The organism is Paraclostridium sp., assembly GCF_051657365.1.
Lineage (GTDB): Bacteria > Bacillota > Clostridia > Peptostreptococcales > Peptostreptococcaceae > Paraclostridium.
The window spans coordinates 79,605-103,283 of the sequence record NZ_JBOFKN010000223.1 but is presented as its reverse complement, the minus strand read 5'-3'; the positions used below and the strand labels follow the sequence as shown (position 1 = coordinate 103,283).

General features: G+C 28.3%; 24 protein-coding genes. 3 read left to right on the top strand and 21 right to left on the bottom strand.

The window, feature by feature from the left end:
* The first annotated feature begins 200 nt into the window (after positions 1 to 200).
* Both ACRCYC_RS17810 and ylbJ read left to right on the top strand, forming a co-directional pair.
* Positions 201 to 1,466, top strand: coding sequence for a nucleotidyltransferase (locus ACRCYC_RS17810; RefSeq protein ID WP_438620447.1), 1,266 nt, complete (start codon positions 201 to 203; stop codon positions 1,464 to 1,466).
* A gap of 88 nt (positions 1,467 to 1,554) precedes the next feature.
* A complete protein-coding gene (ylbJ, locus tag ACRCYC_RS17805; protein ID WP_438620446.1) occupies positions 1,555 to 2,751 on the top strand; it encodes a sporulation integral membrane protein YlbJ in 1,197 nt (398 codons plus the stop codon).
* 48 nt (positions 2,752 to 2,799) lie between these two features.
* Here ylbJ and ACRCYC_RS17800 read toward each other — a convergent pair whose 3' ends face one another.
* From ACRCYC_RS17800 to ACRCYC_RS17775, 6 genes are all read right to left on the bottom strand, one after another.
* A complete protein-coding gene (locus ACRCYC_RS17800) occupies positions 2,800 to 3,318 on the bottom strand; it encodes a hypothetical protein (protein ID WP_438620445.1) in 519 nt (172 codons plus the stop codon).
* Position 3,319: 1 nt separating this feature from the next.
* A complete protein-coding gene (coaD, locus tag ACRCYC_RS17795; protein ID WP_438620444.1) occupies positions 3,320 to 3,817 on the bottom strand; it encodes a pantetheine-phosphate adenylyltransferase in 498 nt (165 codons plus the stop codon).
* A 2-nt stretch (positions 3,818 to 3,819) separates the two neighbouring features.
* Complete coding sequence (gene rsmD / locus ACRCYC_RS17790; protein ID WP_438620443.1) at positions 3,820 to 4,374, bottom strand: 16S rRNA (guanine(966)-N(2))-methyltransferase RsmD; 555 nt, start codon at positions 4,372 to 4,374, stop codon at positions 3,820 to 3,822.
* A 41-nt stretch (positions 4,375 to 4,415) separates the two neighbouring features.
* Positions 4,416 to 6,476 carry an ATP-dependent DNA helicase RecG gene (recG, locus tag ACRCYC_RS17785; RefSeq protein WP_438620442.1) on the bottom strand — a complete coding sequence of 687 codons (2,061 nt, stop codon included), beginning with the start codon at positions 6,474 to 6,476 and terminating at the stop codon, positions 4,416 to 4,418.
* A 136-nt stretch (positions 6,477 to 6,612) separates the two neighbouring features.
* Positions 6,613 to 8,232: a DAK2 domain-containing protein gene (locus ACRCYC_RS17780; RefSeq protein ID WP_438620441.1), complete on the bottom strand. Its 1,620-nt coding sequence runs from the start codon at positions 8,230 to 8,232 to the stop codon at positions 6,613 to 6,615.
* Between the two features lie 15 nt (positions 8,233 to 8,247).
* Complete coding sequence (locus tag ACRCYC_RS17775; protein WP_438620440.1) at positions 8,248 to 8,598, bottom strand: Asp23/Gls24 family envelope stress response protein; 351 nt, start codon at positions 8,596 to 8,598, stop codon at positions 8,248 to 8,250.
* Between the two features lie 209 nt (positions 8,599 to 8,807).
* Here ACRCYC_RS17775 and rpmB point away from each other — a divergent pair, with 209 nt between their 5' ends.
* On the top strand, positions 8,808 to 8,996 hold the full coding sequence (rpmB, locus tag ACRCYC_RS17770; RefSeq protein ID WP_021122933.1) for a 50S ribosomal protein L28: 189 nt from the start codon (positions 8,808 to 8,810) through the stop codon (positions 8,994 to 8,996).
* Between the two features lie 158 nt (positions 8,997 to 9,154).
* Here the strand turns inward: rpmB and ACRCYC_RS17765 are convergent, their stop codons facing one another.
* From ACRCYC_RS17765 to rpoZ, 15 genes are all read right to left on the bottom strand, one after another.
* A complete protein-coding gene (locus ACRCYC_RS17765) occupies positions 9,155 to 9,301 on the bottom strand; it encodes a 2-oxoglutarate translocator (protein WP_438620439.1) in 147 nt (48 codons plus the stop codon).
* 135 nt (positions 9,302 to 9,436) lie between these two features.
* Positions 9,437 to 10,087, bottom strand: coding sequence for a thiamine diphosphokinase (locus ACRCYC_RS17760; protein ID WP_438620438.1), 651 nt, complete (start codon positions 10,085 to 10,087; stop codon positions 9,437 to 9,439).
* Between the two features lie 9 nt (positions 10,088 to 10,096).
* Positions 10,097 to 10,753 (bottom strand): ribulose-phosphate 3-epimerase, encoded by a 657-nt coding sequence (rpe, locus tag ACRCYC_RS17755; protein WP_438620437.1) that lies wholly within the window; start codon positions 10,751 to 10,753, stop codon positions 10,097 to 10,099.
* 2 nt (positions 10,754 to 10,755) lie between these two features.
* A complete protein-coding gene (gene rsgA, locus ACRCYC_RS17750; RefSeq protein ID WP_438620436.1) occupies positions 10,756 to 11,640 on the bottom strand; it encodes a ribosome small subunit-dependent GTPase A in 885 nt (294 codons plus the stop codon).
* Positions 11,641 to 11,765: 125 nt separating this feature from the next.
* The gene (pknB, locus tag ACRCYC_RS17745) at positions 11,766 to 13,562 is read right to left on the bottom strand and encodes a Stk1 family PASTA domain-containing Ser/Thr kinase (RefSeq protein ID WP_438620435.1); all 1,797 of its coding nucleotides are present in this window, start codon (positions 13,560 to 13,562) and stop codon (positions 11,766 to 11,768) included.
* Positions 13,563 to 13,574: 12 nt separating this feature from the next.
* Positions 13,575 to 14,324 carry a Stp1/IreP family PP2C-type Ser/Thr phosphatase gene (locus ACRCYC_RS17740; RefSeq protein WP_438620434.1) on the bottom strand — a complete coding sequence of 250 codons (750 nt, stop codon included), beginning with the start codon at positions 14,322 to 14,324 and terminating at the stop codon, positions 13,575 to 13,577.
* 17 nt (positions 14,325 to 14,341) lie between these two features.
* Complete coding sequence (gene rlmN, locus ACRCYC_RS17735) at positions 14,342 to 15,370, bottom strand: 23S rRNA (adenine(2503)-C(2))-methyltransferase RlmN (protein ID WP_438620433.1); 1,029 nt, start codon at positions 15,368 to 15,370, stop codon at positions 14,342 to 14,344.
* A gap of 8 nt (positions 15,371 to 15,378) precedes the next feature.
* Positions 15,379 to 16,704: a 16S rRNA (cytosine(967)-C(5))-methyltransferase RsmB gene (gene rsmB / locus ACRCYC_RS17730; protein ID WP_438620432.1), complete on the bottom strand. Its 1,326-nt coding sequence runs from the start codon at positions 16,702 to 16,704 to the stop codon at positions 15,379 to 15,381.
* A gap of 56 nt (positions 16,705 to 16,760) precedes the next feature.
* Positions 16,761 to 17,468, bottom strand: a complete 708-nt coding sequence (locus ACRCYC_RS17725; protein WP_438620431.1) for a zinc metallopeptidase — start codon at positions 17,466 to 17,468, stop codon at positions 16,761 to 16,763.
* A 5-nt stretch (positions 17,469 to 17,473) separates the two neighbouring features.
* Positions 17,474 to 18,208, bottom strand: coding sequence for a DUF116 domain-containing protein (locus tag ACRCYC_RS17720; protein ID WP_438620430.1), 735 nt, complete (start codon positions 18,206 to 18,208; stop codon positions 17,474 to 17,476).
* A gap of 1 nt (position 18,209) precedes the next feature.
* Positions 18,210 to 19,142 (bottom strand): methionyl-tRNA formyltransferase, encoded by a 933-nt coding sequence (gene fmt / locus ACRCYC_RS17715; protein WP_438620429.1) that lies wholly within the window; start codon positions 19,140 to 19,142, stop codon positions 18,210 to 18,212.
* 15 nt (positions 19,143 to 19,157) lie between these two features.
* A complete protein-coding gene (gene def / locus ACRCYC_RS17710; protein ID WP_438620428.1) occupies positions 19,158 to 19,598 on the bottom strand; it encodes a peptide deformylase in 441 nt (146 codons plus the stop codon).
* 19 nt (positions 19,599 to 19,617) lie between these two features.
* Positions 19,618 to 22,074 carry a primosomal protein N' gene (gene priA, locus ACRCYC_RS17705; RefSeq protein WP_438620427.1) on the bottom strand — a complete coding sequence of 819 codons (2,457 nt, stop codon included), beginning with the start codon at positions 22,072 to 22,074 and terminating at the stop codon, positions 19,618 to 19,620.
* A 131-nt stretch (positions 22,075 to 22,205) separates the two neighbouring features.
* The gene (coaBC, locus tag ACRCYC_RS17700) at positions 22,206 to 23,405 is read right to left on the bottom strand and encodes a bifunctional phosphopantothenoylcysteine decarboxylase/phosphopantothenate--cysteine ligase CoaBC (RefSeq protein ID WP_438620426.1); all 1,200 of its coding nucleotides are present in this window, start codon (positions 23,403 to 23,405) and stop codon (positions 22,206 to 22,208) included.
* 4 nt (positions 23,406 to 23,409) lie between these two features.
* Positions 23,410 to 23,679 carry a DNA-directed RNA polymerase subunit omega gene (rpoZ, locus tag ACRCYC_RS17695; protein ID WP_438620425.1) on the bottom strand — a complete coding sequence of 90 codons (270 nt, stop codon included), beginning with the start codon at positions 23,677 to 23,679 and terminating at the stop codon, positions 23,410 to 23,412.

Genomic DNA, 23,679 nt, shown 5'->3' with positions numbered 1-23,679 from the left:
ATAATAAAAGTATATACTTTATAAGATTTTTTAATTTTTTAACTTAAACTATAATTATCTTAAGAATTATTGTTCTCATTTTTGTTTAATATTATAATAATATATAATTATTTTTTATAATTTTAGTAATTCGATATATTAACAATAAATCCTTTGTTTTTTGATATTTTTTTTATAATTTTAGCGAAAAGGAGATTTTTATGAAAATAGTAGGACTAGTGGTTGAATATAATCCATTTCATAATGGTCATTTATATCACTTAAAAAAATCAATAGAAATAACAAATTCTACTCACAGCGTTGCTGTAATGAGCGGAAATTTTTTACAAAGAGGTGAACCAGCTTTATTTGATAAATATAAGAGAGCTGAAATAGCTGTTTTAAACGGTGTAGATTTAGTTATCGAGCTTCCTACACTTTACGCTTGCCAAAGCGCAGAAATATTCACTCATGGGGCTATAACACTGCTTAATTCTTTAAATTGTATAGACTCAATTTGTTTTGGTAGCGAAGAAGGTTGTATCGATACATTAATAGAAATTTCCAGAGTTTTAGTAGAGGAACCAGATGAGTTTAAATCTATTTTAAAGAAAAATTTAGATATTGGGCTTTTATTTGCTACAGCAAGAAGCAAAGCTTTATATGAATATATATCAAGTAATGGTATCTTAAATATATCTGAAGATAAACTTAGTAATATTTTAAGTTCATCAAATAACATATTAGGTATCGAATACATAAAAAGTTTATTAAAACATGAAAGTTCAATAAAACCATTTACTATATCTAGAATACTAGCTGATTACAATTCAGAATCTATAGATAGCAGTATTTGTTCCGCTACAGCTATACGCAAAACACTTAGCACTGATAATACATTAAGTAAAATTTCATCAGTCGTCCCAAAACAAACATTAAATATAATTTCAGAAAATATAAATAATAATTTCAATCCTATGTTTGATGAATATTATTTTGATACAATTAGAGAAATAGTGGTTAGGGACTTTGATAAACTAAATTCTTATTTTGATGTAAACGAAGGTATAGAGAATAAAATTTATAAATCTATATTTACATCTAGCAACTTATCAGAGCTTCATCAACTAATAAAATCAAAAAGATATACTTTAACTAAAATCAAAAGAATATTAAATAATATATTACTAGGCATAACTAAAGATGACATGAATGATGTTAAGAATCTAGAAACCCTACCTTATGTGCGAGTTTTAGCATTCAATGATAAGGGTCGTGAAATTATAAAAAAAATAAAATCAAGTTCAGATATTAAAATAATAAATAAATTTTCAAATATAAACTTTGAAAATAATTTGGTGTTTGAAACATTGATTAAATATGATATAAAAGCAACTAACATGTACAATATACCTTATTACAAAAGTAATAAGAACTTACTCAAAGGCCCTATGGACTATTATACATCACCTATATATGTAAAATAAAATCTGTATATATGCATCAAGTTATTATCATAGATTGTACCTATTTTTAATATAATTATCATAGATTATATTAAAAGTAGGTGCCCAAATGAAAAAAAGTAAGTTTATAACATTTTTAATTCCATCTTTAATAGTTATGATATTGATAATGGGAATAATATCATTTCCAAACGAATCTATAAATGCTGCTAAAACCGGTTTTTCTATATGGACAGATACACTAATTCCGTCACTACTACCATTTATAATAGCAGCTAACTTAATAGTTAAATTAAAATTTGTAGATATTATAGGTCTTGTGGTTAACCCTATAACTAGAAGACTTTTCAATGTTTCCGGTAAAAGTTCTTTGGTATTTGCAATTTCTACAGTTTCCGGATATCCCATCGGAGCTAAACTAGCTTCTGAACTTAGACAAAACAATGAAATATCTAAGTATGAAGCACAAAGATTAGTCTCTTTTTGCTCTACCTCTGGCCCACTTTTTATAGTAGGTGCTGTAGCAATTGGAATGTTTAATAATTCATCAATTGGCTATTTAATTCTTTTTTGTCATTATTTATCTTCTCTCACAGTAGGAATTTTGTTTAAAAATTACGGTAGAGAATTTATTAAAGACAACAACAAAAGTTTAAGGTTAGAAATAACCAAAATTGTAACTATGAGAAAAAATGAAAACAAGGGATTTTTTGTTTTATTTGGAGATGCTGTATTCAATGGAATAAATACAATCCTTATGGTTGGAGGATTTGTTATCGTTTTTTCAGTAGTTTTTAAAATCCTTTCAATATTTAATGTAATTAACTTGATATCATCCATAATATATTTACCACTATCTTTATTTGGTTTTTCAAAAGAATTATGCACCTCTTTTATAAGTGGTTTATTCGAAATAACTATAGGTTGTAACCAAATTTCATCAATTACAAATATTCCTGAAATTATACGAGTTTCATTATGCAGCTTTATAATAGCATTTAGTGGTTTATCAATTTTAGCTCAATGTTGTAGCTTTTTATCTCTAACAGATATAAATACAACTATATATATCTGTTCTAAACTTATGCATGGTATATTTGCATTTATTTTCACATTTGTTTTTTATCCATTTGTAGATTCACTTTCACTTTTTATAAATCAAACAACTTTTTCCAATATATTAACTAATAATTCAATTTGGATTCACTACATAAATAATTGCCATATTATTTTACCTATACTCATATTAATTTATTTGGGTTTTACATTTACATTATTAAAAAAATTAAATTCAAAAACAAATTAAGTGAATAATAAAAATAGCTATCTATAAAATTATAGATAGCTATTTTTATTATTCACTTAATTCTCTTCTATTTATTGAAATTTCATCAATTACATTTTGAAGGTTATATTGTAACCCTTCTAATACATCATCTGCATATCTTATAGATCCTATTTTTATTTCTCTAGCTGTATATTCAGCTTTTTCTACTATAGCTTTAGCTTTTTCTTCAGCTTCTACTACTAATCCATCCGAATCAATATATGATTTTATTATATCTTCAGAATTCTTCTTCATATCTTCAGTTTCTTTCATTGCTTTTTCTATTATTTGGTTTGCTTCTTTATTAGCTTGTTCAATTAAAATTTCTGCATCTTGATTAGCATTACTTAATATTTTTTGTCTTTCTTTATTTATCCATACTGCCTGCTTTACTTCTTCTGGAAGTATAGCTTTTATATCAGATATTATGCTTAAAACTTCTTCTTTATCTATCCCCGATTTATGAGAAAAAGGAATTGAAGTTGCATTATTTATGGCACTTTCTAATTCCTCTAGCAATTCCATCATTTCTAAGTCTATATTCATATTATCTCCCCCTATTAGTTTTTCTTTTTAATTCTTCTATTATTACCTTAGGAACTAAATTCTCTATATTAGCATCAAAGTTTAAAACTTCTTTTATAAGCGATGAACTTATGTATGAGTACTTTGTAGTAGTCGGAAGTATAACTGTTTCTATATTGGGATTTAATTCCTTGTTCATATGGGCCATTTGAAGCTCATATTCTACATCAGCACCATTTCTGATACCTCTTACCAATGTTTGAATTTCATTTTCTTCACAATAATTAACCAATAATCCCTCAAAACTTACTATTTTAGTATTTTCAATATGTTTTGTACATTCTTTTATTAGTCTTACTCTTTCTTCAAATGTAAATAATCCTTTTTTATTAGGATTATATAACACCCCTATTTGTAGTTCATCAAATAACTTCGAAGCTCTTTCTATTATATCTAAATGTCCATTAGTTATAGGATCAAAACTACCTGCAAATATAGCTTTTCTAACTGTACTTTTCATTATTAATCCTCCATACAATAGAATGTAAGAGTAGTGTTGCCGTACTTTTTACTCTTATTTTTCACTAATCTACCTATATTTTCAGGAAATTCCTGCTTTGTATCATGTTCTACAACTATAATTCCATCTACTTTTAGTATATTAGATTCCTCTACTTTTTTCAAAGCATCTATAAATATATTTTCATAATATGGCGGATCCATAAAAATTATGTCAAATTTATGTAACGTATTCTTCAATTTATCTATTGCAGATTTATAATCTAAATTTATAACTTCACTATTTTGCTCAACTCTAGCTTTTTTTATATTGGATTTTACTATATCTATACTACTTCTATTTACATCTACAAATACACTTTTATCAGCACCTCTAGATAAACATTCTATTCCTAAAGACCCTGTACCTGCAAATAAATCTAGCACTTCTCCATCTATTATATATCCATTTATTATATTGAACAGTGACTCCTTAACTCTATCCGTTGTTGGTCTCACATCTTCATTTTTAGGTGCATTTAATTTTAATCCTCTAGCTTTTCCTGAAATTACTCTCAATATAATTTCTCCTTCCATACTATTTTAGCATAATTTATTTTTTAATTTAATGATATTTCGTGCAATCTATTTTCAAACTTTTTTAAAACTTCTTTTCTTAGATTCTTATTTTCATAACTAGCTAATTTTGGGTCTTCACTTATTATATATCTAGCCTCTTGCTGTGCTATTTTTAATATTTTCATATGTTTAAATATGTTAGCTACTTTAAGCTCTGGAAGTCCATGTTGCCTCGTCCCGAAGAACTCTCCAGGCCCCCTTATTTCTAAATCTTTTTCTGATATCTTAAACCCATCTGTAGTTTCTTCCATTATACTCATTCGTTGTGAACAAACCTGTGATTTTGATGAATATATTAATATACAATAAGACTTATGGCTTCCTCTTCCTACTCTACCTCTTAGCTGATGAAGTTGAGCTAAACCAAATCTTTCAGCATTTTCAATTATCATAAGAGTTGCATTTGGAACATTTACTCCAACCTCAATAACTGTAGTTGAAACTAATATATCTAGTTCTTTATTTTTAAATTTTTTCATAATATCATCTTTTTCACTAGGTTTCATTTTACCATGCAAAAGACCTAATCTCAAGTCAGTAAAATATTCGCTTTTTAATTCTTCTACTAAGTCTACCGCAGCCTTAGCCTCTATTGCTTCACTTTCTTCTACCAACGGACATACTATATATACCTGTCTACCTTTCTCAACTTCACTTCTTACTAACTTATTGTAAGCTCGCTCTCTTTTATCCTTATATACAGCTATAGTTTCTATAGGTTGTCTTCCTGGTGGTAGCTCATCTATTATAGATATATCTAAATCCCCATATAAAATCAATGCTAATGTTCTAGGTATAGGTGTTGCTGTCATTACTAAAATATCTGGGTTATATCCTTTTTCAGATAATTTATTCCTCTGTCTAACTCCAAATCTATGCTGCTCATCAGTTATAACAATCCCCAAATTATTAAATTCTACTTTATCTTCTATTAATGCATGTGTACCTATCAATATATCTATCTCATTATTTTTAACTTGCTCTAATACAATTTCTTTTTTCTTTTTTGTCAAACTACCAACTAGTAGTCCTATTTTTACACCAAATCGTGATAGCGTTTCATTTAGTGAAATATAATGTTGTTCGGCTAATATCTCAGTAGGCGCCATTAAAGCTCCCTGATATCCATTTAAAACGCAATTTGTTAATGATAAAAGCGCCACAACTGTTTTTCCACTACCAACATCCCCTTGTACTAATCTATTCATTACTTTTTCAGAATTCATATCATCTAATATTTCATTTAACGCTCTATTTTGAGCATTAGTCAATTTAAATGGCAATGACTTTAATACGTTGTTTATATTGTTATTTTTTTCAAAGTATATCCCTGATTTTTCAGTTACTCCATTTTTAAATAAAAATAAACCTAACTGTAGCATTAAAAATTCTTCAAATACTAACCTGTACAATGCAACTTTAAGACTTTCCTTATTTGATGGTGTATGTAAATTTTTAACTGCATAATCAATACTACATAATTTATATTTTTCAATTATCCGTTTCGGTAGGTATTCTTTTATATTTATTTGTTCATTATTAAAAACAGTTTTAATAATATTTATAAGTTCTTTATTTGTTAAACCATAAGTAAGTGAATATATTGGCATTATCCCACATGTGCTTTTAGGATTATTTGTAAGTTGTTCTATTTCGCAAGAACTAAGTTCAATTCCCTGAACACTTTTCTTAACTTTTCCAAATACTAATATAGTATCTCCTTTTTTCAAGGTATTGCTTATATATTCTTGATTAAAAAATACCAATTTTGCAAATCCAGTTTCGTCTCTTACTCCTACTTTGGTTATAACTAATCCTTTTCTAATATTAGATGTTTCTATACTATTTACTAAAACTTTTATAGTTACTTTTTCTTCATCTTGAAGTTCAAATATTTTTTTTAAGTTATTTCTATCTTCATACTGTCTTGGAAAGTAATATACTAAATCAAGTATAGTATATATCCCTAACTTGCTTAACTTATTAGCCCTTTTAGGCCCTATCCCTTTTACATATTTAATTTCTTTATTTAAATTATTCATATTATCACCTTAATAAAAAATTTACTTATATGAATCTATATTTCGAAATATTGATTCACATTTTAAAATTAAAAATAAAAAAATCCTGTATAATCTAACTTACCTAATAGTAAGATTATACAGGATTTATAAAATATTATTCAACAGATATTAAATAATAATAAATTGGTTGTCCTCCGTAGTAAAGCTCTACATCTATATCTTCATACTTTTCTTCTAACATGTTTTTAAATTCATTTGCTTCATCTTCATTTACATCTTCACCATAGAATAAAGTTATTATAGCACTATCTTCATCAACAAGTTTTTCTATAAGTCCTAAAGTTATTTCTTCCTTGCTTTCTCCAGCTGATAAAAGTTTACCTTCTCCTATTCCTATGAAGTTACCTTCTTTTACATCTATATCGTTCATAATAGTATCTCTAACGGCATAAGTTACTTGCCCTGATTTAACCATTGATAAAGCTTCCAACATAGTCGCTTCATTTTCTTCAACCGTTGCATCAGCATTAAAACTTACAAGTGATGTAAATCCTTGAGGTACAGTTTTACTAGGTATAACTATTATATTTTTCTCGCTTAAGGCCTTAGCTTGATTTGCAGCCATAATTATATTACTGTTGTTAGGTAGTATAATTATATTTTCAGCATTTATAGAATCTATAGCTTTCATAAAATCTTCTGTACTTGGATTCATTGTTTGACCACCTTCTATGATGTAGTCAACTCCAAAATCTCTAAATATATCAGCTAATCCAGCTCCCATAGATGTTGCTATAAATCCGTATTCTTTCGTCTGCTCTTGTGCCACTGCCGTTTGGTTTTCAACTAAAATATTTTCATGCTGAACCTTCATATTTTCTATCTTTATAGTTACTAACTGTCCGTACTTTAAAGCTTGTTGAAGCACTGTTCCTGGTTCATTTGTATGTACATGAACTTTGATTAATCCATCATCTCCAACTACAGCTAAGCTATCTCCATAATCTAACATTATATCTTTTATCTTATCGTAAGTTACTTTATTACTTTCTAATATAAATTCTGTACAATATGCAAATTTTATATCATCAGTATTTATTTCACCTTGAACAACTTCAACAGAAGATGTATTATTGCTATTTTCGTTAATAGTAATTGGATTGCCTTTTAAAGCAGCATACATTCCTTCATATATAAGAACTAATCCCTTACCTCCAGAATCAACAACCCCAGCATCTTTTAAATTTTTAAGTAAATCTGGCGTTCTTTCTAATGATGCATTAGATTCTTTTATAACTAATTCTAAAAACTTCAGCATGTCTTGTTCTTTCTTTGCTGCTTTTATAGCGTATTCTCCACTTTCTCTAACTACAGTTAATATAGTTCCTTCTATAGGCTTTATAACCGCTTTATACGCTGTATCTGAACCATTCTTTAGTGCTTGTGCAAAATCCATAGAATTCAATTTTTCCTTGCCTTCTATAGATTTCGTAAATCCTCTTATGATTTGAGATAGTATAACTCCTGAGTTACCTCTAGCTCCCATCAAAGACCCCTTTGCTAAAGACTTACCTATATTAGTTATATCATCATCACTAACTTTTGATAGTTCCTTCATCGCATAAGATATTGTAAGAGACATATTCGTACCTGTGTCTCCATCTGGAACTGGGAACACGTTCAGTTTATCTACTAAGTCTTTATTATTTTGGAGATTATTAGCCCCAGAGACCATCATGTCTCTTAAATTTTTCCCATCAATATATTGAATCATATTTTTCCTCCTAAATTACTTAACTCTTATTCCTTGAACATTAACATCTATTTTACTTATTTTTATTGCAGTAATTTTCTCAAGTGTATATTTTACTTTATCTATGATGTTATTTGCAACAGTTGATATATTAGTTCCATATTGCATTATTACATAAAGCTCTATAGCTATCGTTCCATCTTCTAATTCTTGTACACTAACACCTTTAGTAGCATTTTCACCTTTTAGTAATTCTACTATGCCTTTACTTTTATGTGCTAGTCCAACTAGCCCATAACTTTCCATAGCCGATTGATATGCTATTTGTGCTATAACTTGCTTGTCTATTTCTATAGTTCCAAATTGATTATTTATTTTAGCGCTCATGGTTTGACCCCCCTAAAATTATTTTTAGTTTTATTTTTAACTTTAATATTTACTTTATATAGAATTATATATATAATTTTATATGATAACAAGAATTTCTTCAATATATGTAAGACAAATATATATTTCTATTGCATTTTTTAGAGATTTATGTTAACATAAACTGTGTTTTCAGTGTTATAGTTATCATTTAAGGAGGTGTACGAAAAATGGCAAAGGTATGTAACGTATGTGGTAAAGGTAAGGTTTCAGGAAACCAAGTGAGCCACTCAAATAAACATAGCAGAAGAACTTGGTCTGCTAACTTAAGAAACGTTAGAGCGATAATAGATGGTACTCCAAAGAGAATAAAAGTTTGTACTAGATGTTTACGTTCTGGAAAAGTTGAGAGAGCTTAGTTTTAATAAAAAAAGCCTACTAGCTGTAGGCTTTATTTTTTTGTTTATGTTTTTAATTTTTTTTCATAAAAAAAGTTATTATTTTAGATAAGAACTTAGGACATTTAATAGTTATTACTTTCATAATTTAATCCCCCCTAGATATAATAATATTTATTTTACATAAATAACATGACTCCACAACCTATGAGTACAATAGCTAATAATATCATCCATATCCAGTTTGGAAGTATTAATGCTAAAATAACAGTCATTCCTGTCGCTAAACATAAAATTCCAAGTAAATTTCTATATTGATTTCTCAAACTATTCCCTCCTATAAATAACTTTATAAAATATACTATTCATATTTATCTTTCTTTAATACAATTTATATAAAATAGACCAAGCTTTAACTATTATTTTTTATTTTAATAAAAAAAATACTAGTATAGCTTATGCTATACTAGTACCTTATTTACTATAATTATTAAACTACCTTTATCTACTTTCACATTAAAACTATCCTCTTTCATAATATTAGATAACCCTATTGGATTACCAAAATTTATGTTAGCATTATCAAGTGGATATTCTAATTTTTCAAGTGTTACTCCATTTACATTACCTTTTATAGGCAATATAGATATAGTGCTACCCTTTTTTCCGTTTATACTTATTTTTCCATTCTCAATTATATATATTTCTTCATCACTATTTTTAATTATAGAACTAATTCCTAACTCTTTTATGTAATACATTAGATTTATATTAGCAATAGTATGGTCAATACGCCCTCCTAGAGCCCCTATAAGATGTATTTGAGATACTCCTAGGTCTTTAGCCAAGTGTACGCATAATTGAGTGTCTGTTTCATTTTTTCTCTGTGGAAATTTTTTAAATTTAACGCCCTTTTTTTTATAATAATCTATTATAGGTTTTTCTAAAGAATCCAAATCTCCTAATATATAATCTGGAGCTATTTTTAAATCATATAAATGTTTAGCTCCTCCATCTGCACAAATTATATACTCATAATTATTATCATCTATAGTTTTTTTTACAAATTCACTATCCTTAACTTTTCCATTTAATAAAATACATGCTTTCATAATTACCCCTTATTTAGATGCATTTAATCTAAATTGTTTAACTGTAGCATCTATATCATCACTATTAAATATAGCTGAACCTGCTACTATAACATTGGCTCCAGCTTGAACTACCTTATCTACATTTGAAGGCTTTATTCCTCCATCAACTTGTATATCTATATCTAATCCTTGCTCATTTATTAAAGTTTTTAATTCCTTAATTTTATCTATCATAGTATCTATAAACGATTGCCCCCCAAATCCTGGATTTACAGTCATTATAAGAACCATATCTAAATCTTTTAATACATATTTTATATTTTCAATAGGTGTTGCTGGATTTAATGCTACCCCAGCTTTTACATTGTGTGACTTTATGTTTTGTATAGTTCTGTGTAAATGAGTACACGCTTCTTCGTGAACAACTATAATGTCACATCCTGCATCAGCAAAATCTTTAATGTAATTATCTGGATTTTCTATCATTAAATGTGCATCAAATACCATATTAACATCATTTCTCAAAGATTTAACAATTGCAGGTCCTAACGTTATATTAGGAACAAAGTGTCCGTCCATAACATCTATGTGTAAATACTCACATCCTGCATTTTCAACTTTCTTAACATCTTCTAATAATCTTGCAAAATCCGCTGATAAAATCGATGGTGCCATTTTTATCATACTTAGTACCTCCTCTTCCCTTGTCTTTTTTCGTTTAGTAATTGTAGGTAGCTTTCATATCTTTCTTTGGCTATTTTATTTTCACTTACTGCATCTTTTATACCACATAATGGTTCATTTTCATGCATACATCTACCACCAAATTTACATCCATCAGAAAATTCATCAAATTCTATAAAGTATTCTTTAAGTTCATTTTCTTCTATGTCATCTAATGTTAGTGAACTAAATCCAGGAGTATCCGCTACCATTCCTCCACATTCTAGTTTTAAAAGTTCTGCATGTCTTGTTGTATGCTTTCCTCTTTTTATTTTATCACTAACTTCTCCTGTTTGCAGTTGAAATTTACTATCTATATGATTTAATAAAGTAGATTTTCCAACTCCAGAAGGCCCAGCAAATACAACTATATTTCCCTTTAACTCTTCTTTTACTTTATCTATATTTAAATTTTCTTCATTACTAACAGGAATTACCTTATAACCACTAAGTTCATATATTCTTTTTATTTTTTCTAATTCTTCCTCTGTCGCTAGATCTGCTTTAGTTAATACTATAACTATTTCTAAATATTCTCTTTCAGCCAAAACTATAAATCTATCTAGCAAAGATAAATTAGGATTTGGATTTTTAACTGCAAAAACAATTATAGCCTTATTTACGTTAGATATTGGCGGTCTTACTAATTCAGTTTCTCTTTCTTTTATCTCTTCTAAAACACCTTTTTTATTTTCTTCATCTACTACATTTATTTTTACATTATCACCAACTAATGGTGTTACTTTATCTTTTCTAAATATCCCTCTAGCTCTACATTCATAAACACCTTGATCAGTATCTATATAGTAAAACCCTCCAATACCTTTGGTAATAATTCCTTCTATCATTAAAATCCTCCTTAATTATTTTCAAATTGATAAGTAATATTATTTACATAAATATTACAAAAAAGTCCAATAATTATCAATCATTGGACTTTAATACAATTATTATAATTTATATATTTAAATTTTTATTGTTGGTGATTATTAGTATTTGTTCCTTGATGAGTAGTAGTTCCACTACCTGCTGTTCCTGATCCAGTTGTTCCACTTGGCTGACCCGTATTATCTACAGGAGCATTAGGATCTACTGGTGTCTCTGGTTGCGTTGGAGTTTCTGGTTCTACTGGTGTCTCTGGTTCTACCGGCGTCTCTGGTTCTACTGGCTTCTCCGGCTCCACTGGAACTTCAGGTACCACTGGTTTTTCTGGTTCCACAACTTTAGGCCCTAAGCTAACTACTAAATTTATTTTATCACCAGCTTTTACACTTCCTGAATTTGGAGATTGAGAAATTACCTCATCCTTTTTATGAGAATCACTATTCTCATATTTTATATTTCCCATTTCAAATTTATTTTCTTTAATTATATTTTCAGCTTCTCCTAGCGTAAGTCCAACTAAATTTGGTACAGAAGCTTGATTTTGACCTTTACTTATAACAACAGTTATAGTGTCACCTTTACTTATCGGAGTTCCTGCATTTGGAGCCTGCGACATTATATGATCTTTCTCAAATTTATCACTATATTCTTCTATTCTAATTTTTATCTCAACATCTAGTTTATTAGCTACTGCTTGAGCTTCATCTAGTTGCATATTTATAAGATTTGGGGTAGTTCCTTCTTCTACTTTATTACCTTTAAACCCTAATGCTATCTTGCCTATAAATATAACCTGGACAATTAGGATTAATGATAATATAACTGCTGCTATTTTCCATCTTTTTTTACTCTTAGGATTCTCAGTCTTTTTATCTTTTTTACTTCTTTTATTACTTTTATTACTTTTTTTAGGAACTATTTCTTCTTCGTCATCCTCTATTAAATCATCTTTGTCATACCTAATATCAGGATTAGTATTCCCCATTTTTAAAGCTTTGTTCAATTCACTCTCATCTATTTTTTGTGTAGCATAGTTATCATATTCTTTTATAAAGTCTAAATCTATATTTTTCTCTATATATTCGATATCCTCTATTAATTCATCTGCACCTTGATATCTATCTGCACTAGATTTTGATGTTAATTTTTTTATTATATTTCTAACACTTTGAGGTATTGAAATTTTTTCCTCTTGAGTGAATTCTATTTCATCATTTATATGTTGAAGAGCTATAGATATAGGGCTATCTCCTCTAAATGGAACTCTTCCTATTATCATTTCATATAAAACTATTCCTAATGAATATAAATCAGTAGTGTTTCCTACAAATTTGCCCTTAGCCTGTTCTGGTGAAAAATAATGAACAGATCCAATTACACTTCCAGTACTAGTTATAGTAGAACTTGAAACAGCTTTTGCTATTCCAAAATCAGCTACTTTCACTATTCTTCCTTCATTAGAAATCAATATATTATGTGGCTTTATATCTCTATGTATAATGCCTTTTTTATGTGCTGCACCTAAAGCTTTTGCTATTTGCTTGGTTATATCTAGTGCCGTATATTCGTCTAATGTTCCTTCATTTTTTATAATATCTTTTAAGTTTTGTCCCTCTATAAGTTCCATAACTATATAATGTACTTTTCCATCTTCACCTACATCATATACATTAACTATATTAGGATGAGAAAGACTTGCAACAGCTTCAGCTTCTCTTTTAAATTTTGTTAAAAATTCATCATCATCTACAAATTCAGGTCTTAAAACTTTTATAGCAACTGTTCTATTTAAAAGTTTGTCTCTAGCTTCATATACAAAAGCCATCCCTCCATCGCCGATCTTTTTTATTATTTCATATCTATTTCCTAGAACTGTCTCTCCCACTATATCACCATCCTAATCATACTTAATTAATATAACCGATACATTATCTTTTCCAGCAATTTCATTAGCCTTATCTATTAATTTTTCAGTTATATCTTCTATATTTTCATCACTAGATACAATACTTTCAATATCATTTTTATCAACAAAACTTGTTAATCCATCAGTAGCTAATAAAATTTTATCATCATTGCCTATGTTTTGTTTATAAATATCAACAATTATAATTTGTTCTGTTCCTAATGCTCTAGTTATAACATTTCTTTTAGGGTGTGTTTTTGCTTCCTCTTCAGTTATAGCATGTTTCGCTACTAATTCTTCAACTAGAGAATGATCTCTTGTAATCTTAGTTAATTCTCCAGATTTTAATAAATAGCACCTACTATCTCCTACATTTGCAATATATGCTTTGTCTTTATGTATTATAACAGTAGTTAAAGTAGTTCCCATTCCGCTACAACCTTCATCTTCTTTAGCCTTTTTGTATATTATTGAGTTTACATTATTATAAGCCTGTTTAAGTATATCATCTATATAATTTATTTTCACATTTTCATTTTGTACTAAGTTGTTTTTCAAAAAACGCATTATATTTTCTACTGCTAATTCACTTGCTACTTCACCTTTATTGTGACCACCCATTCCATCAGCTATAGCAAATATCCCTATTTCACCTGATTTAGTAGGTATGATTTCACCTTTGCAAAAATCTTCATTGTTTTTTCTAACTTTTCCGATATGGGAAACACAACTATATATCATAATTTTCCCCCTTTATACTATTTGTGTTTTCTTCTTAATTGACCACAGGCTCCATTTATATCTGCTCCCATTTCTCTTCTTATAGTAGCAGCTATATTTTCCTTTAACAATAAATCTCTAAACTTATATACATATGTTTTATCTGGCTTTTCATAATCTCTTTCTTCAACTTTGTTTATAGGTATTAAGTTAACATGACATAACATTCCCTTTAAAATTTTAGCCAACTGATTTGCATCTTCCTTTGAATCATTAACTCCTTTTATAAGTGAATATTCAAAAGTAACTCGTCTATTTGTATTTTTTATATAATATTTACATGCATCTATAACTTCTTTTATTGAATATGCATTGGCTATAGGCATTATTTCTTTTCTAGACTCGTCAAAAGGCGAATGCAATGATAGTGCTAAGTTTATAGGTATCTTTAAATCTGCTAATTCATACATTTTAGGAACCACACCACAAGTAGATAGAGTTATATGTCTATATCCTATATTAAGACCATTTTTCTCATTTACTAATTGTAGAAATTTCTTAGTGTTATCAAAATTATCAAGTGGTTCTCCACTTCCCATCAATACAATATTTGACACTCTTTTGCCTATATCCTCTTGTATTTTTATTATTTGATCTAATATTTCCCAAGGTTCTAAGTTTCTTAGTAATCCATCTATTGTAGATGCACAAAATCTACACCCCATTCTACATCCAACTTGATTAGATATACAAACCGTAACGCCATGCTCATACTCCATCATGACACTTTCAATTATATTCCCATCATTTAATAAAAACAGATATTTTCTCGTTCCATCTATCTTCGATTCTAATTTAAGTTCAGTATCTAAATTTCCTATATATGAAGTTTCCTCTAATTTCTCTCTTAAAGACTTCGGAATATTTTTCATATCATCAAAAGTCTTAGCACCTTTATAAATCCACCCATATACTTGAGTAGCTCTAAAAGCTTTCTCCCCTATACTCTTTATAAATTCTTTTAACTCTTCTTCATTTAAATTTTTTAAACATACTTTGTTGTCCATCTTAAGCCCTACCTTACTCTCTTTAATTTAGCTATAAAAAATCCATCCATACCATGTATATTTGGATATATCTTTATATATCCTTTATCTTGGTTATCTAAATCTATTTTAACTTCATCAATAGGTACTAATTCAAAATTATTATTTTCATTTAAAAACGATTCAATTATATCTATATTTTCTTCATCATGTATAGTACATGTACTATATATTAAATTTCCGCCAATTTTAACATAATTAGAAGCATTGTCTAAAATATTTTTTTGTATAGTAGGTAAATCCTTTAAATCCTCTTCTTTTTTAAACTTAATTTCTGGCTTTCTCTTTATTATACCCATTCCAGAACACGGTACATCGCATACGACATAATCAAATTTATTTATACTACTTTCATCTTTATTCAAAGCATCAACGTTTTCAACTTTAATATTTTTAAGACCTAGTCTTTTTACAGTATTTTCAATTAACTTTATCTTATGTTCAAAAATATCTCTTGCTACAACTTGTCCAGTATTTTTCATGATAGTCCCTAAGTGAGTAGTTTTTCCACCGGGAGCGCTACACATATCTAAAACTAAACTTCCTTCACTTGGATTTGTAACTTTACCAACTAACATAGAACTTATATCTTGAATAGTAAAGTATCCCTCTCTGAATAATTTATTTTTCTCTATATTCTTCAAATTTTGAACCATTATAGCTTCTTCTATACCATTAACTTTGCTGCATTTTACACCTTCAGTTTCCAACTTAATTATAAGGTCATCTCTATTTGTTTTAAGTGTATTTACTCTTATATATAAATTAGGCTTATCTGAATTTGCATCTAATAAATCCTCTGTAAATTCTAATCCAAAAGCTTCAATCCATTTTTTAACTAACCATTGACTATACGAATATTTAATAGATAAATATTCAACTTTATCATCTTTTTCTATCTCCATTATACTCTCTTTGTTTCTTATTACATTTCTTAGTATTGCATTTACAAATCCTGATGATTTTTTATCATGTTTTTTTATTAAAGTTACACTTTCATTTACTGCTGCATGGTCCTTTATACTATCTAAAAACAGTATTTGATAAATTCCTAACCATAATGTTATTTTAACATATGTAGACATCTTTTTCGATTTTATCTTAGATAACTTATCTATTATATAATTTAAATAATATTTATTTTCTATAATTCCATAAATAAGCTCAGTAGCAAGACCTTTTTCTTGATCATTAAGTTCTATATTTTTAAAATTTTTGTTTATAGACATATTTGAATAGTTTTTATTTCTCTCTATGTCATATAGTGTTTTAAATGCTAATTCTCTTGCGTTCATTAAATACCTCCATATTTAAACAGAAAAAGTCCTAGAAACCCCTAGGACAATCTCTATTAGTCATCACGTCTTTGTGATATTGCAATTAATCTTAATAATTGAAGCACTGATGTTAAGGCTGCTGCTACATATGTTAATGCCGCTGCTGTCAACACATCTCTACCTTGTTTTATTTCTTTTCCTTCCAATATACCTTCATTTCCAATTTGAACTAAAGCTCTACTAGATGCATTGAATTCTACTGGTAAAGTTATTATTTGGAATATTACAGATGCTGAAAATAAAATTATACCTATTTTTAATAATGGTCCCGCCATAAAAAGCCCTATAAATATTAAAAACCAAGACATATTTGATGCAAAATTTACTACAGGAACTAAACTACTTCTTATTTGTAACGGAGCATATCCTTTAGCATGTTGAATTGCATGCCCACACTCATGTGCCGCAACCGATACAGATGTAATAGATGTTCCATAATAAATATCTTCAGACAATCTAACCACATTGCTTCTAGGATCATAATGGTCACTTAATCTACCTCTAACCATTTCAACTCTAACATTGTAAAGTCCATTCGAGTCTAATATTTTCCTAGCTGTTTGCTCTCCTGTATAACCTAACTTACTTTTAACTCTAAAATACCTACTAGTCGTGCTATTAACTTTAAACTGAGCATACATGGTAAAAAGTATACCAGGTATTAAAATAAATAAAGTAGGGTCAATTCCATAATACCCATAACCACCATAAAATGGCATCATACTTATCACTCTCCTATAAAGAATTTTATTGCATTTTCAACTTCTTCAGCATCAATTTTCGTATCTACGCATGGACCATTTGGTCTCTTATTAAATACTCCCAAAACTGGAATTTGTTTTATATCCTGAACGCCTGCAGTTAAGTCTCTTTCACAAGCTACAGCTACTACAGCCTTAGGCCTAAATTCTTTTATTTTTTTTCTAGCTAATGTACCACCTGTCGCTATAAATACATTTACATTGTATTTATTCTGCAACTTCAATAAATCAGCTACATTACAAAGTCCACAACTTTTACAGTTTTTCACATCAGTTGTAATTTTCAACTTACATTCACTTTTTTGAATACAGTGCGGTATAAGAATAAGTATGTCTTCAGATTTTATATTATACCTATTACTATATATATAGTCATTATTTAGCTTAATATAAACTTTTCTTATTTCATTTTTAGGTATACTTAAAGTATTTCCTAATACTATAAGCATAGGGTACAATAAGTCTACAATTTTAAAATTATATTTCATTATAAATTCACTAACTATTTTACCTTTTAATACCTTATATGTTACTATACTCGAGAATATAGTTATAATTAATAGTAATATTATTAATCCATTTATAAATATAGAAAAAAGATTTTCAAAACTTTTCATAAAAATATTCAATCCTGCTAACGCTACTATTAATATAGTTATGAAAAATCCAATGGTTGTCATATATTTTTTAAAGTTTATCATCTTAAATTCCTAATACAATATCAGTACTTATAGTATTTCCTTTTATATATTCAGATACTATCATTCTCTTCTTTCCAGACATTTGTATTTCACTTATTCGAATAACACCTTGTCCTGTACAAACATCTAAACCATCTTTATCAACATTTAATATACTTCCTGGAGTTTTATCACTATTTTTATCTAATACTTTAGTCTTCCATATTTTCATAGTTTGATCCCCATAAGTTGTATATGCACTAGGCCATGGATTTACACCTCTAACAAGATTATGTATATCTTTGGCAGATTTACTCCAATCTATATTTCCTAATGACTTATCCATTATAGGAGAATAACACGTTTCATCATCATTTTGCTTTTCTCTTGGAGCTTTACCTTGTGCTATAAGCTGTATAGTTTCTTTTAAAACATTAGCTCCATCTATCATCATTTTATCGTGAAGCTCGCCTGCTGTTATTTCATCGTCTAAAGGTATTTCACTCTTTAAAATCATATCTCCTGTATCTAAGCCTACATCCATATACATTGTAGTTACACCTGTTTTTTCTTCACCATTTATTATAACCCAATTTAAAGGTGCCGCTCCTCTATATTTAGGTAGTAAAGATGCATGGACATTAACACAACCAAAATTAGGTATATCCAATATGCTTTTTGGTAATATTTGTCCAAATGCTACAACTACTATTAAGTCTGGATTAATTTCTTTTAATTTGTTTACAAATGATTCTTCTCTAGCTTTAAGTGGTTGATATACTTCAATATCATATTTTAAAGCTAATTCTTTAACAGGAGGCATTGATAGTTTTTTTCCTCTACCTTTTGGTTTATCTGGTTGTGTAACAACAGCTAACACCTCATGTCCCTCATCTATTATCTTCTGTAAGCATGGAACAGCAAACTCAGGCGTCCCCATAAATACTATTTTCATATATATCAGCTCCTACTACTTTTCAATTTTATCTACAAATAATACTCCATCTAAATGGTCTATTTCATGGCAAAATGCTCTAGCTAAAAGTTCTTCACCTTCTATTTCATACATTTGACCATATCTATTAAAAGCCCTTACCTTAACATAATATGGTCTTGTAACTGGCCCACATTCATTAACAATACTTAGACACCCTTCATCATCAGTTTGAGTTCCTGAAGTTTCTACTATCTCAGGATTTATAAGTTCTATTATTCCCTCACCTACGTCTATTATGGCAATTCTCTTTAATATACCTACTTGTGGTGCTGCAAGTCCAACTCCATCAGCTTCGTACATAGTGTCAGCCATATCATCTAATAGTTGTATTATCTTTTCGTCAATTTCATCTACAACTTTACACTTCTTTCTTAATACTGGTTCTCCTATTTGAACAATTTGTCTTAACGCCATTTTTTATTCCTCCTAAATTTTATAATACACTATAAGGATTAATATCTATAGATACATTAATATCCTTATCAAAAACTATTTCGCGCTTAGTTATACATATATATTTTATTATACCCTTTAATAAATTAATTTCAATATCCTCATCTTTAAATAATATCTGCCATCTATAATTTTGATTTATCTTACCTATGGAACATTGATTAGGCCCTAATATGAAAGATAAATCATTTATTCCTCTTTCTCTTAAGATATACTCTAAAGATTCCTTCATTTTTATGGCATTATTCTCTACTTGTTTATTATCTTTACCACTTAAAACTACACTGATCATATTATTAAATGGAGCATAATCAAATAATTTTCTTATTTTTATCTCATCTTCATAAAATCCTTTAAAGTCATAATCTACCGCATGCTTAATTGCATAATGATCAGTATCATAAGTTTGCAATATTACTTTACCATCCTTATCAGATCTTCCTGCACGCCCTGCAACTTGGGTTGTTAACTGAAAGGTCGTCTCTGAACTTCTAAAATCAGGGAATTTCAATATCATGTCTGCTGATAGTATTCCTACTAGTGTTACATTATCAAAATCCAGACCTTTACTAAGCATTTGTGTCCCTATAAGTACATCAGCTTCTCTATTTTTAAAATCATTTAAGATCCTCTCAAAAGATCCTTTTCTAGAGGTTGTATCTCTATCTAATCTTAAAACTTTTAAATTTGGAAATATAGATTTTATTTCTTCTTCTATCTTCTGAGTTCCTATCCCAAATGGTTTTATATATTTACTTCTACATTCTGGACATTCTGTAGGAATTTCCTTTTCATATCCACAATAATGACATTTTCCTGTATTATTTTTTTTATGATATGTAAGTGATATATCACAATTTTCACAAGTAAATACATATCCACACTTTCTACAAGATACAAAACTTGAATATCCCCTTCTATTTAAAAATAGCATTACTTGGTTATTATCTTTTATAGCCTTATCTATTTCGAATCTTAACTTCGAACTAAATATACTTTTATTTCCTACCATAAGTTCATCTTTCATATCAACAACTTCAATCTTCGGCATAGGTTTATTATTAGCTCTTTTATTTATTTCAAGTAAGTTATACTCTCCATTTACTGCTTTATAATATTCTTCTATTGAAGGTGTTGCAGATCCTAGAATCAATGATACATCTCTTTTTTTAGCTATAAACTTAGCTACATCTATAGCACTAAATTTAGGGTTTTTTTCTGACTTATATGCACTTTCATGGAATTCATCAATAATTATAACACCCAAGCTTGTAAATGGTGTAAATAGAGCTGATCTAGCCCCTATTAATATTCTTATATTCCCCTCTTTTACTTGCTTGTACACATCATGTTTTTCACCCTCAGACAACTGACTATGAAAAACACCAACTATATTTCCAAACTTATTTTTAAATCTAGATATTGTTTGAGGAGTTAAAGATATTTCAGGAACTAAGACTAAACTATCTAAGCCTTGATTCAGCGCATTTTCTATTATTTCCATATATACTTCGGTTTTTCCACTACCAGTTACACCATGGATCATATATGGCTTTTTATTTTCATAAAACATCTCATTGTTAATTTTATTTATAACATTTAATTGCTCTTCATTCAATTTTATATTTTTTTGCTCAACCGAATATATTTCTTCTGGCTTTCTATAAAAATCAACTTCATTTATATTTATGATACCTTTGTCTTTAAGCTTATTCACACTTGCTCTTGTTGTTTTTAAGTTTTGTATTAGCTCATTTAAATCTGCTACTTTTTCTTTTTTTAAAAACTCTATAATTTCTTTTTGCTTAATCCCAAGTCTGATTTTATTTATTAGTATATATTTATCTATTTCACTTTTATCCTGCGCTAATGATATAGAATAAATTTTCTTTTCATTTTTATGATCTTTGTACTCCCATTTAACATCTATAACATTATTTTTCTGCATTTTATATATTAAATTATTCGCATTAGGAATTTTTTTTATTTTATCAAATTTAACTTTGAATTTATTTTCTTTTAAAATGCTTATAATTTCATTTTCATTGTTATTTTTACTTTTATAATCATCATTTATAAGTGTAATAACTTTATAATTATTTAGCTTATATCCCTTAGGATATAGTAAATTTATACAGTCTATATAGGTGCATAAATACTTATTTTTCATCCATACTATTAAACTTATATCATCTTTATTAAATATCGGTTCTTCATCTAATAAATCTACTAATTTTTTTGTTTTTATATTTTCATCTACATGATTTACTATATCAAATACAAAACCCTCTAATGGCTTATTATATATTCCAAATGGAGCTAGTACTCTATGTCCAATTTTAATATTTTCACTTAAAAAATCAGGCACCTCATATGTAAATAAATTATCAGTGTATATAGAATTATTTCGTACTATAATTTTTGCATATTGTTTCATAATTCAACCTCTATTTTTAATATTGTATGCTTATATTTATCATTTACAGTAAATACATTCTTTATAAGTGCCCTAAAAATATACTATTTATCTATAAATGAAAATTAAGCATCTATATTTAATATAGATGCTTATATATTTAATAGAGTTTTTATCTTATCTAAGATAACATCTGCTACCTCTTCTTTTTTCATTTTAGGGTACTCAGCTATAATTCCATCTTTGTCTATGACCTTTACTATATTAGTGTCGACACCAAAGCCTGCACCATCTTGTGTTAAGTCATTTGCTACTATAAAATCTAAGTTTTTCTTTTTTATTTTTCCCTTAGCATTTTCTAGCAAATCATTAGTTTCTGCTGCAAATCCAACTAGGATTTTATCTTCTTTTATTTTGCCTATTTCTAAAGCTATATCCTTAGTCCTATCTAGTTTTATACTTAAATCATCATCTGACTTTTTAATTTTTTTACCAGAATAGTTTTTTGGCTTATAATCAGCAACTGCAGCACTCTTTATTATTACTTGGTTTTCATTAATATTTTCTAAAACAGCATTATACATATCCTCTGCTGATTCAGTTTTTATAAATTTTTTTAAATTTTGAGGTGGTATTATATTTGTAGGTCCAGATATTAATGTTACATCTGCCCCTCTCTCTATAGCTTTTTTAGCAATAGAATACCCCATCTTACCTGTTGATCTATTTGTTATATATCTTACAGGGTCTATATTTTCAACAGTAGGCCCAGCGGTAACAATTATGCTTGTACCATCTAAATCTTTTTTAACTTGTAAAAGTTTCATTATACTTTCAAATATAGAGTCTACAGATGCAAGTTTCCCTGATCCTATATCGCCACAAGCTAATCTACCACTTTCAGGTTCTACAAATTCACAGTTCAAGTCTTTTAATGTTTGTATATTTTTTTGAACCACAGGATTTTCATACATATTAGTATTCATAGCTGGAGCTACAAGTATCTTAGCTTTAGTAGCCATAATTGTAGTTGTTAACATATCATCTGCAATTCCATTAGCTACTTTTCCAATTACATTTGCAGTGGCGGGTGCCAATACAAATACATCTGCTTTTTTAGCTAATGAAATATGTTCTACATCCCAAGTCTTTGGAGATTCAAACATATCTTCTACAACATAATTTTGACTTAATGTTTGAAACGTAAGCGGAGCTACAAACTCTGTTGCTGATTTAGTCATAATTACATGTACATTAACACCTGTTTTTTTTAGTTTACTTACTAAATCACAAGCTTTATATACAGCAATTCCTCCACACACACCAATAACAACCGTCTTGTCCTTTAGCATGATATTACTCCTCTATTATGTTTTGAACTTGAGCTAAATGTTGTCTAGCTTCCTCTATTTCTATCTCTTCTTCTGTTAACTTTCTAAAACCTATTTTTCTATCAGCAACTTCTTGTGTAGCTAATGTAACTGGTTTTATTTGTTGATGCTTAGTTGCAGGAACATATGGTATTGCTCCATCTATCAACTCTCTAGATCTTTTAGCTACCGTTACTACTAAATAGTATCTATTGTCGATTTGGTTTAATACTTCGTTTATTGATGGTTTTATCAT

Excerpts from the sequence above, each read along its gene's own strand:
- rsmB (WP_438620432.1), bottom strand. The coding sequence starts at position 16,704 with ATGAACGCAAGAGAATTAGCATTTAAAACACTATATGACATAGAGAGA.
- coaBC (WP_438620426.1), bottom strand. The coding sequence starts at position 23,405 with ATGCTAAAGGACAAGACGGTTGTTATTGGTGTGTGTGGAGGAATTGCT.
- ACRCYC_RS17760 (WP_438620438.1), bottom strand. The coding sequence starts at position 10,087 with ATGAAAGCATGTATTTTATTAAATGGAAAAGTTAAGGATAGTGAATTT.
- ACRCYC_RS17810 (WP_438620447.1), top strand. The coding sequence starts at position 201 with ATGAAAATAGTAGGACTAGTGGTTGAATATAATCCATTTCATAATGGT.
- rpoZ (WP_438620425.1), bottom strand. The coding sequence starts at position 23,679 with ATGATAAAACCATCAATAAACGAAGTATTAAACCAAATCGACAATAGA.
- rlmN (WP_438620433.1), bottom strand. The coding sequence starts at position 15,370 with ATGGACAACAAAGTATGTTTAAAAAATTTAAATGAAGAAGAGTTAAAA.
- rpe (WP_438620437.1), bottom strand. The coding sequence starts at position 10,753 with ATGATAAAAATGGCACCATCGATTTTATCAGCGGATTTTGCAAGATTA.
- rpmB (WP_021122933.1), top strand. The coding sequence starts at position 8,808 with ATGGCAAAGGTATGTAACGTATGTGGTAAAGGTAAGGTTTCAGGAAAC.
- recG (WP_438620442.1), bottom strand. The coding sequence starts at position 6,476 with ATGAATAATTTAAATAAAGAAATTAAATATGTAAAAGGGATAGGGCCT.
- ACRCYC_RS17780 (WP_438620441.1), bottom strand. The coding sequence starts at position 8,232 with ATGATTCAATATATTGATGGGAAAAATTTAAGAGACATGATGGTCTCT.
- ACRCYC_RS17720 (WP_438620430.1), bottom strand. The coding sequence starts at position 18,208 with ATGATAAACTTTAAAAAATATATGACAACCATTGGATTTTTCATAACT.
- def (WP_438620428.1), bottom strand. The coding sequence starts at position 19,598 with ATGGCGTTAAGACAAATTGTTCAAATAGGAGAACCAGTATTAAGAAAG.
- coaD (WP_438620444.1), bottom strand. The coding sequence starts at position 3,817 with ATGAAAAGTACAGTTAGAAAAGCTATATTTGCAGGTAGTTTTGATCCT.
- ylbJ (WP_438620446.1), top strand. The coding sequence starts at position 1,555 with ATGAAAAAAAGTAAGTTTATAACATTTTTAATTCCATCTTTAATAGTT.
- ACRCYC_RS17725 (WP_438620431.1), bottom strand. The coding sequence starts at position 17,468 with ATGATGCCATTTTATGGTGGTTATGGGTATTATGGAATTGACCCTACT.
- ACRCYC_RS17800 (WP_438620445.1), bottom strand. The coding sequence starts at position 3,318 with ATGAATATAGACTTAGAAATGATGGAATTGCTAGAGGAATTAGAAAGT.
- ACRCYC_RS17775 (WP_438620440.1), bottom strand. The coding sequence starts at position 8,598 with ATGAGCGCTAAAATAAATAATCAATTTGGAACTATAGAAATAGACAAG.
- fmt (WP_438620429.1), bottom strand. The coding sequence starts at position 19,142 with ATGAAAATAGTATTTATGGGGACGCCTGAGTTTGCTGTTCCATGCTTA.
- priA (WP_438620427.1), bottom strand. The coding sequence starts at position 22,074 with ATGAAACAATATGCAAAAATTATAGTACGAAATAATTCTATATACACT.
- ACRCYC_RS17740 (WP_438620434.1), bottom strand. The coding sequence starts at position 14,324 with ATGATATATAGTTGTGTTTCCCATATCGGAAAAGTTAGAAAAAACAAT.
- rsgA (WP_438620436.1), bottom strand. The coding sequence starts at position 11,640 with ATGATAGAAGGAATTATTACCAAAGGTATTGGAGGGTTTTACTATATA.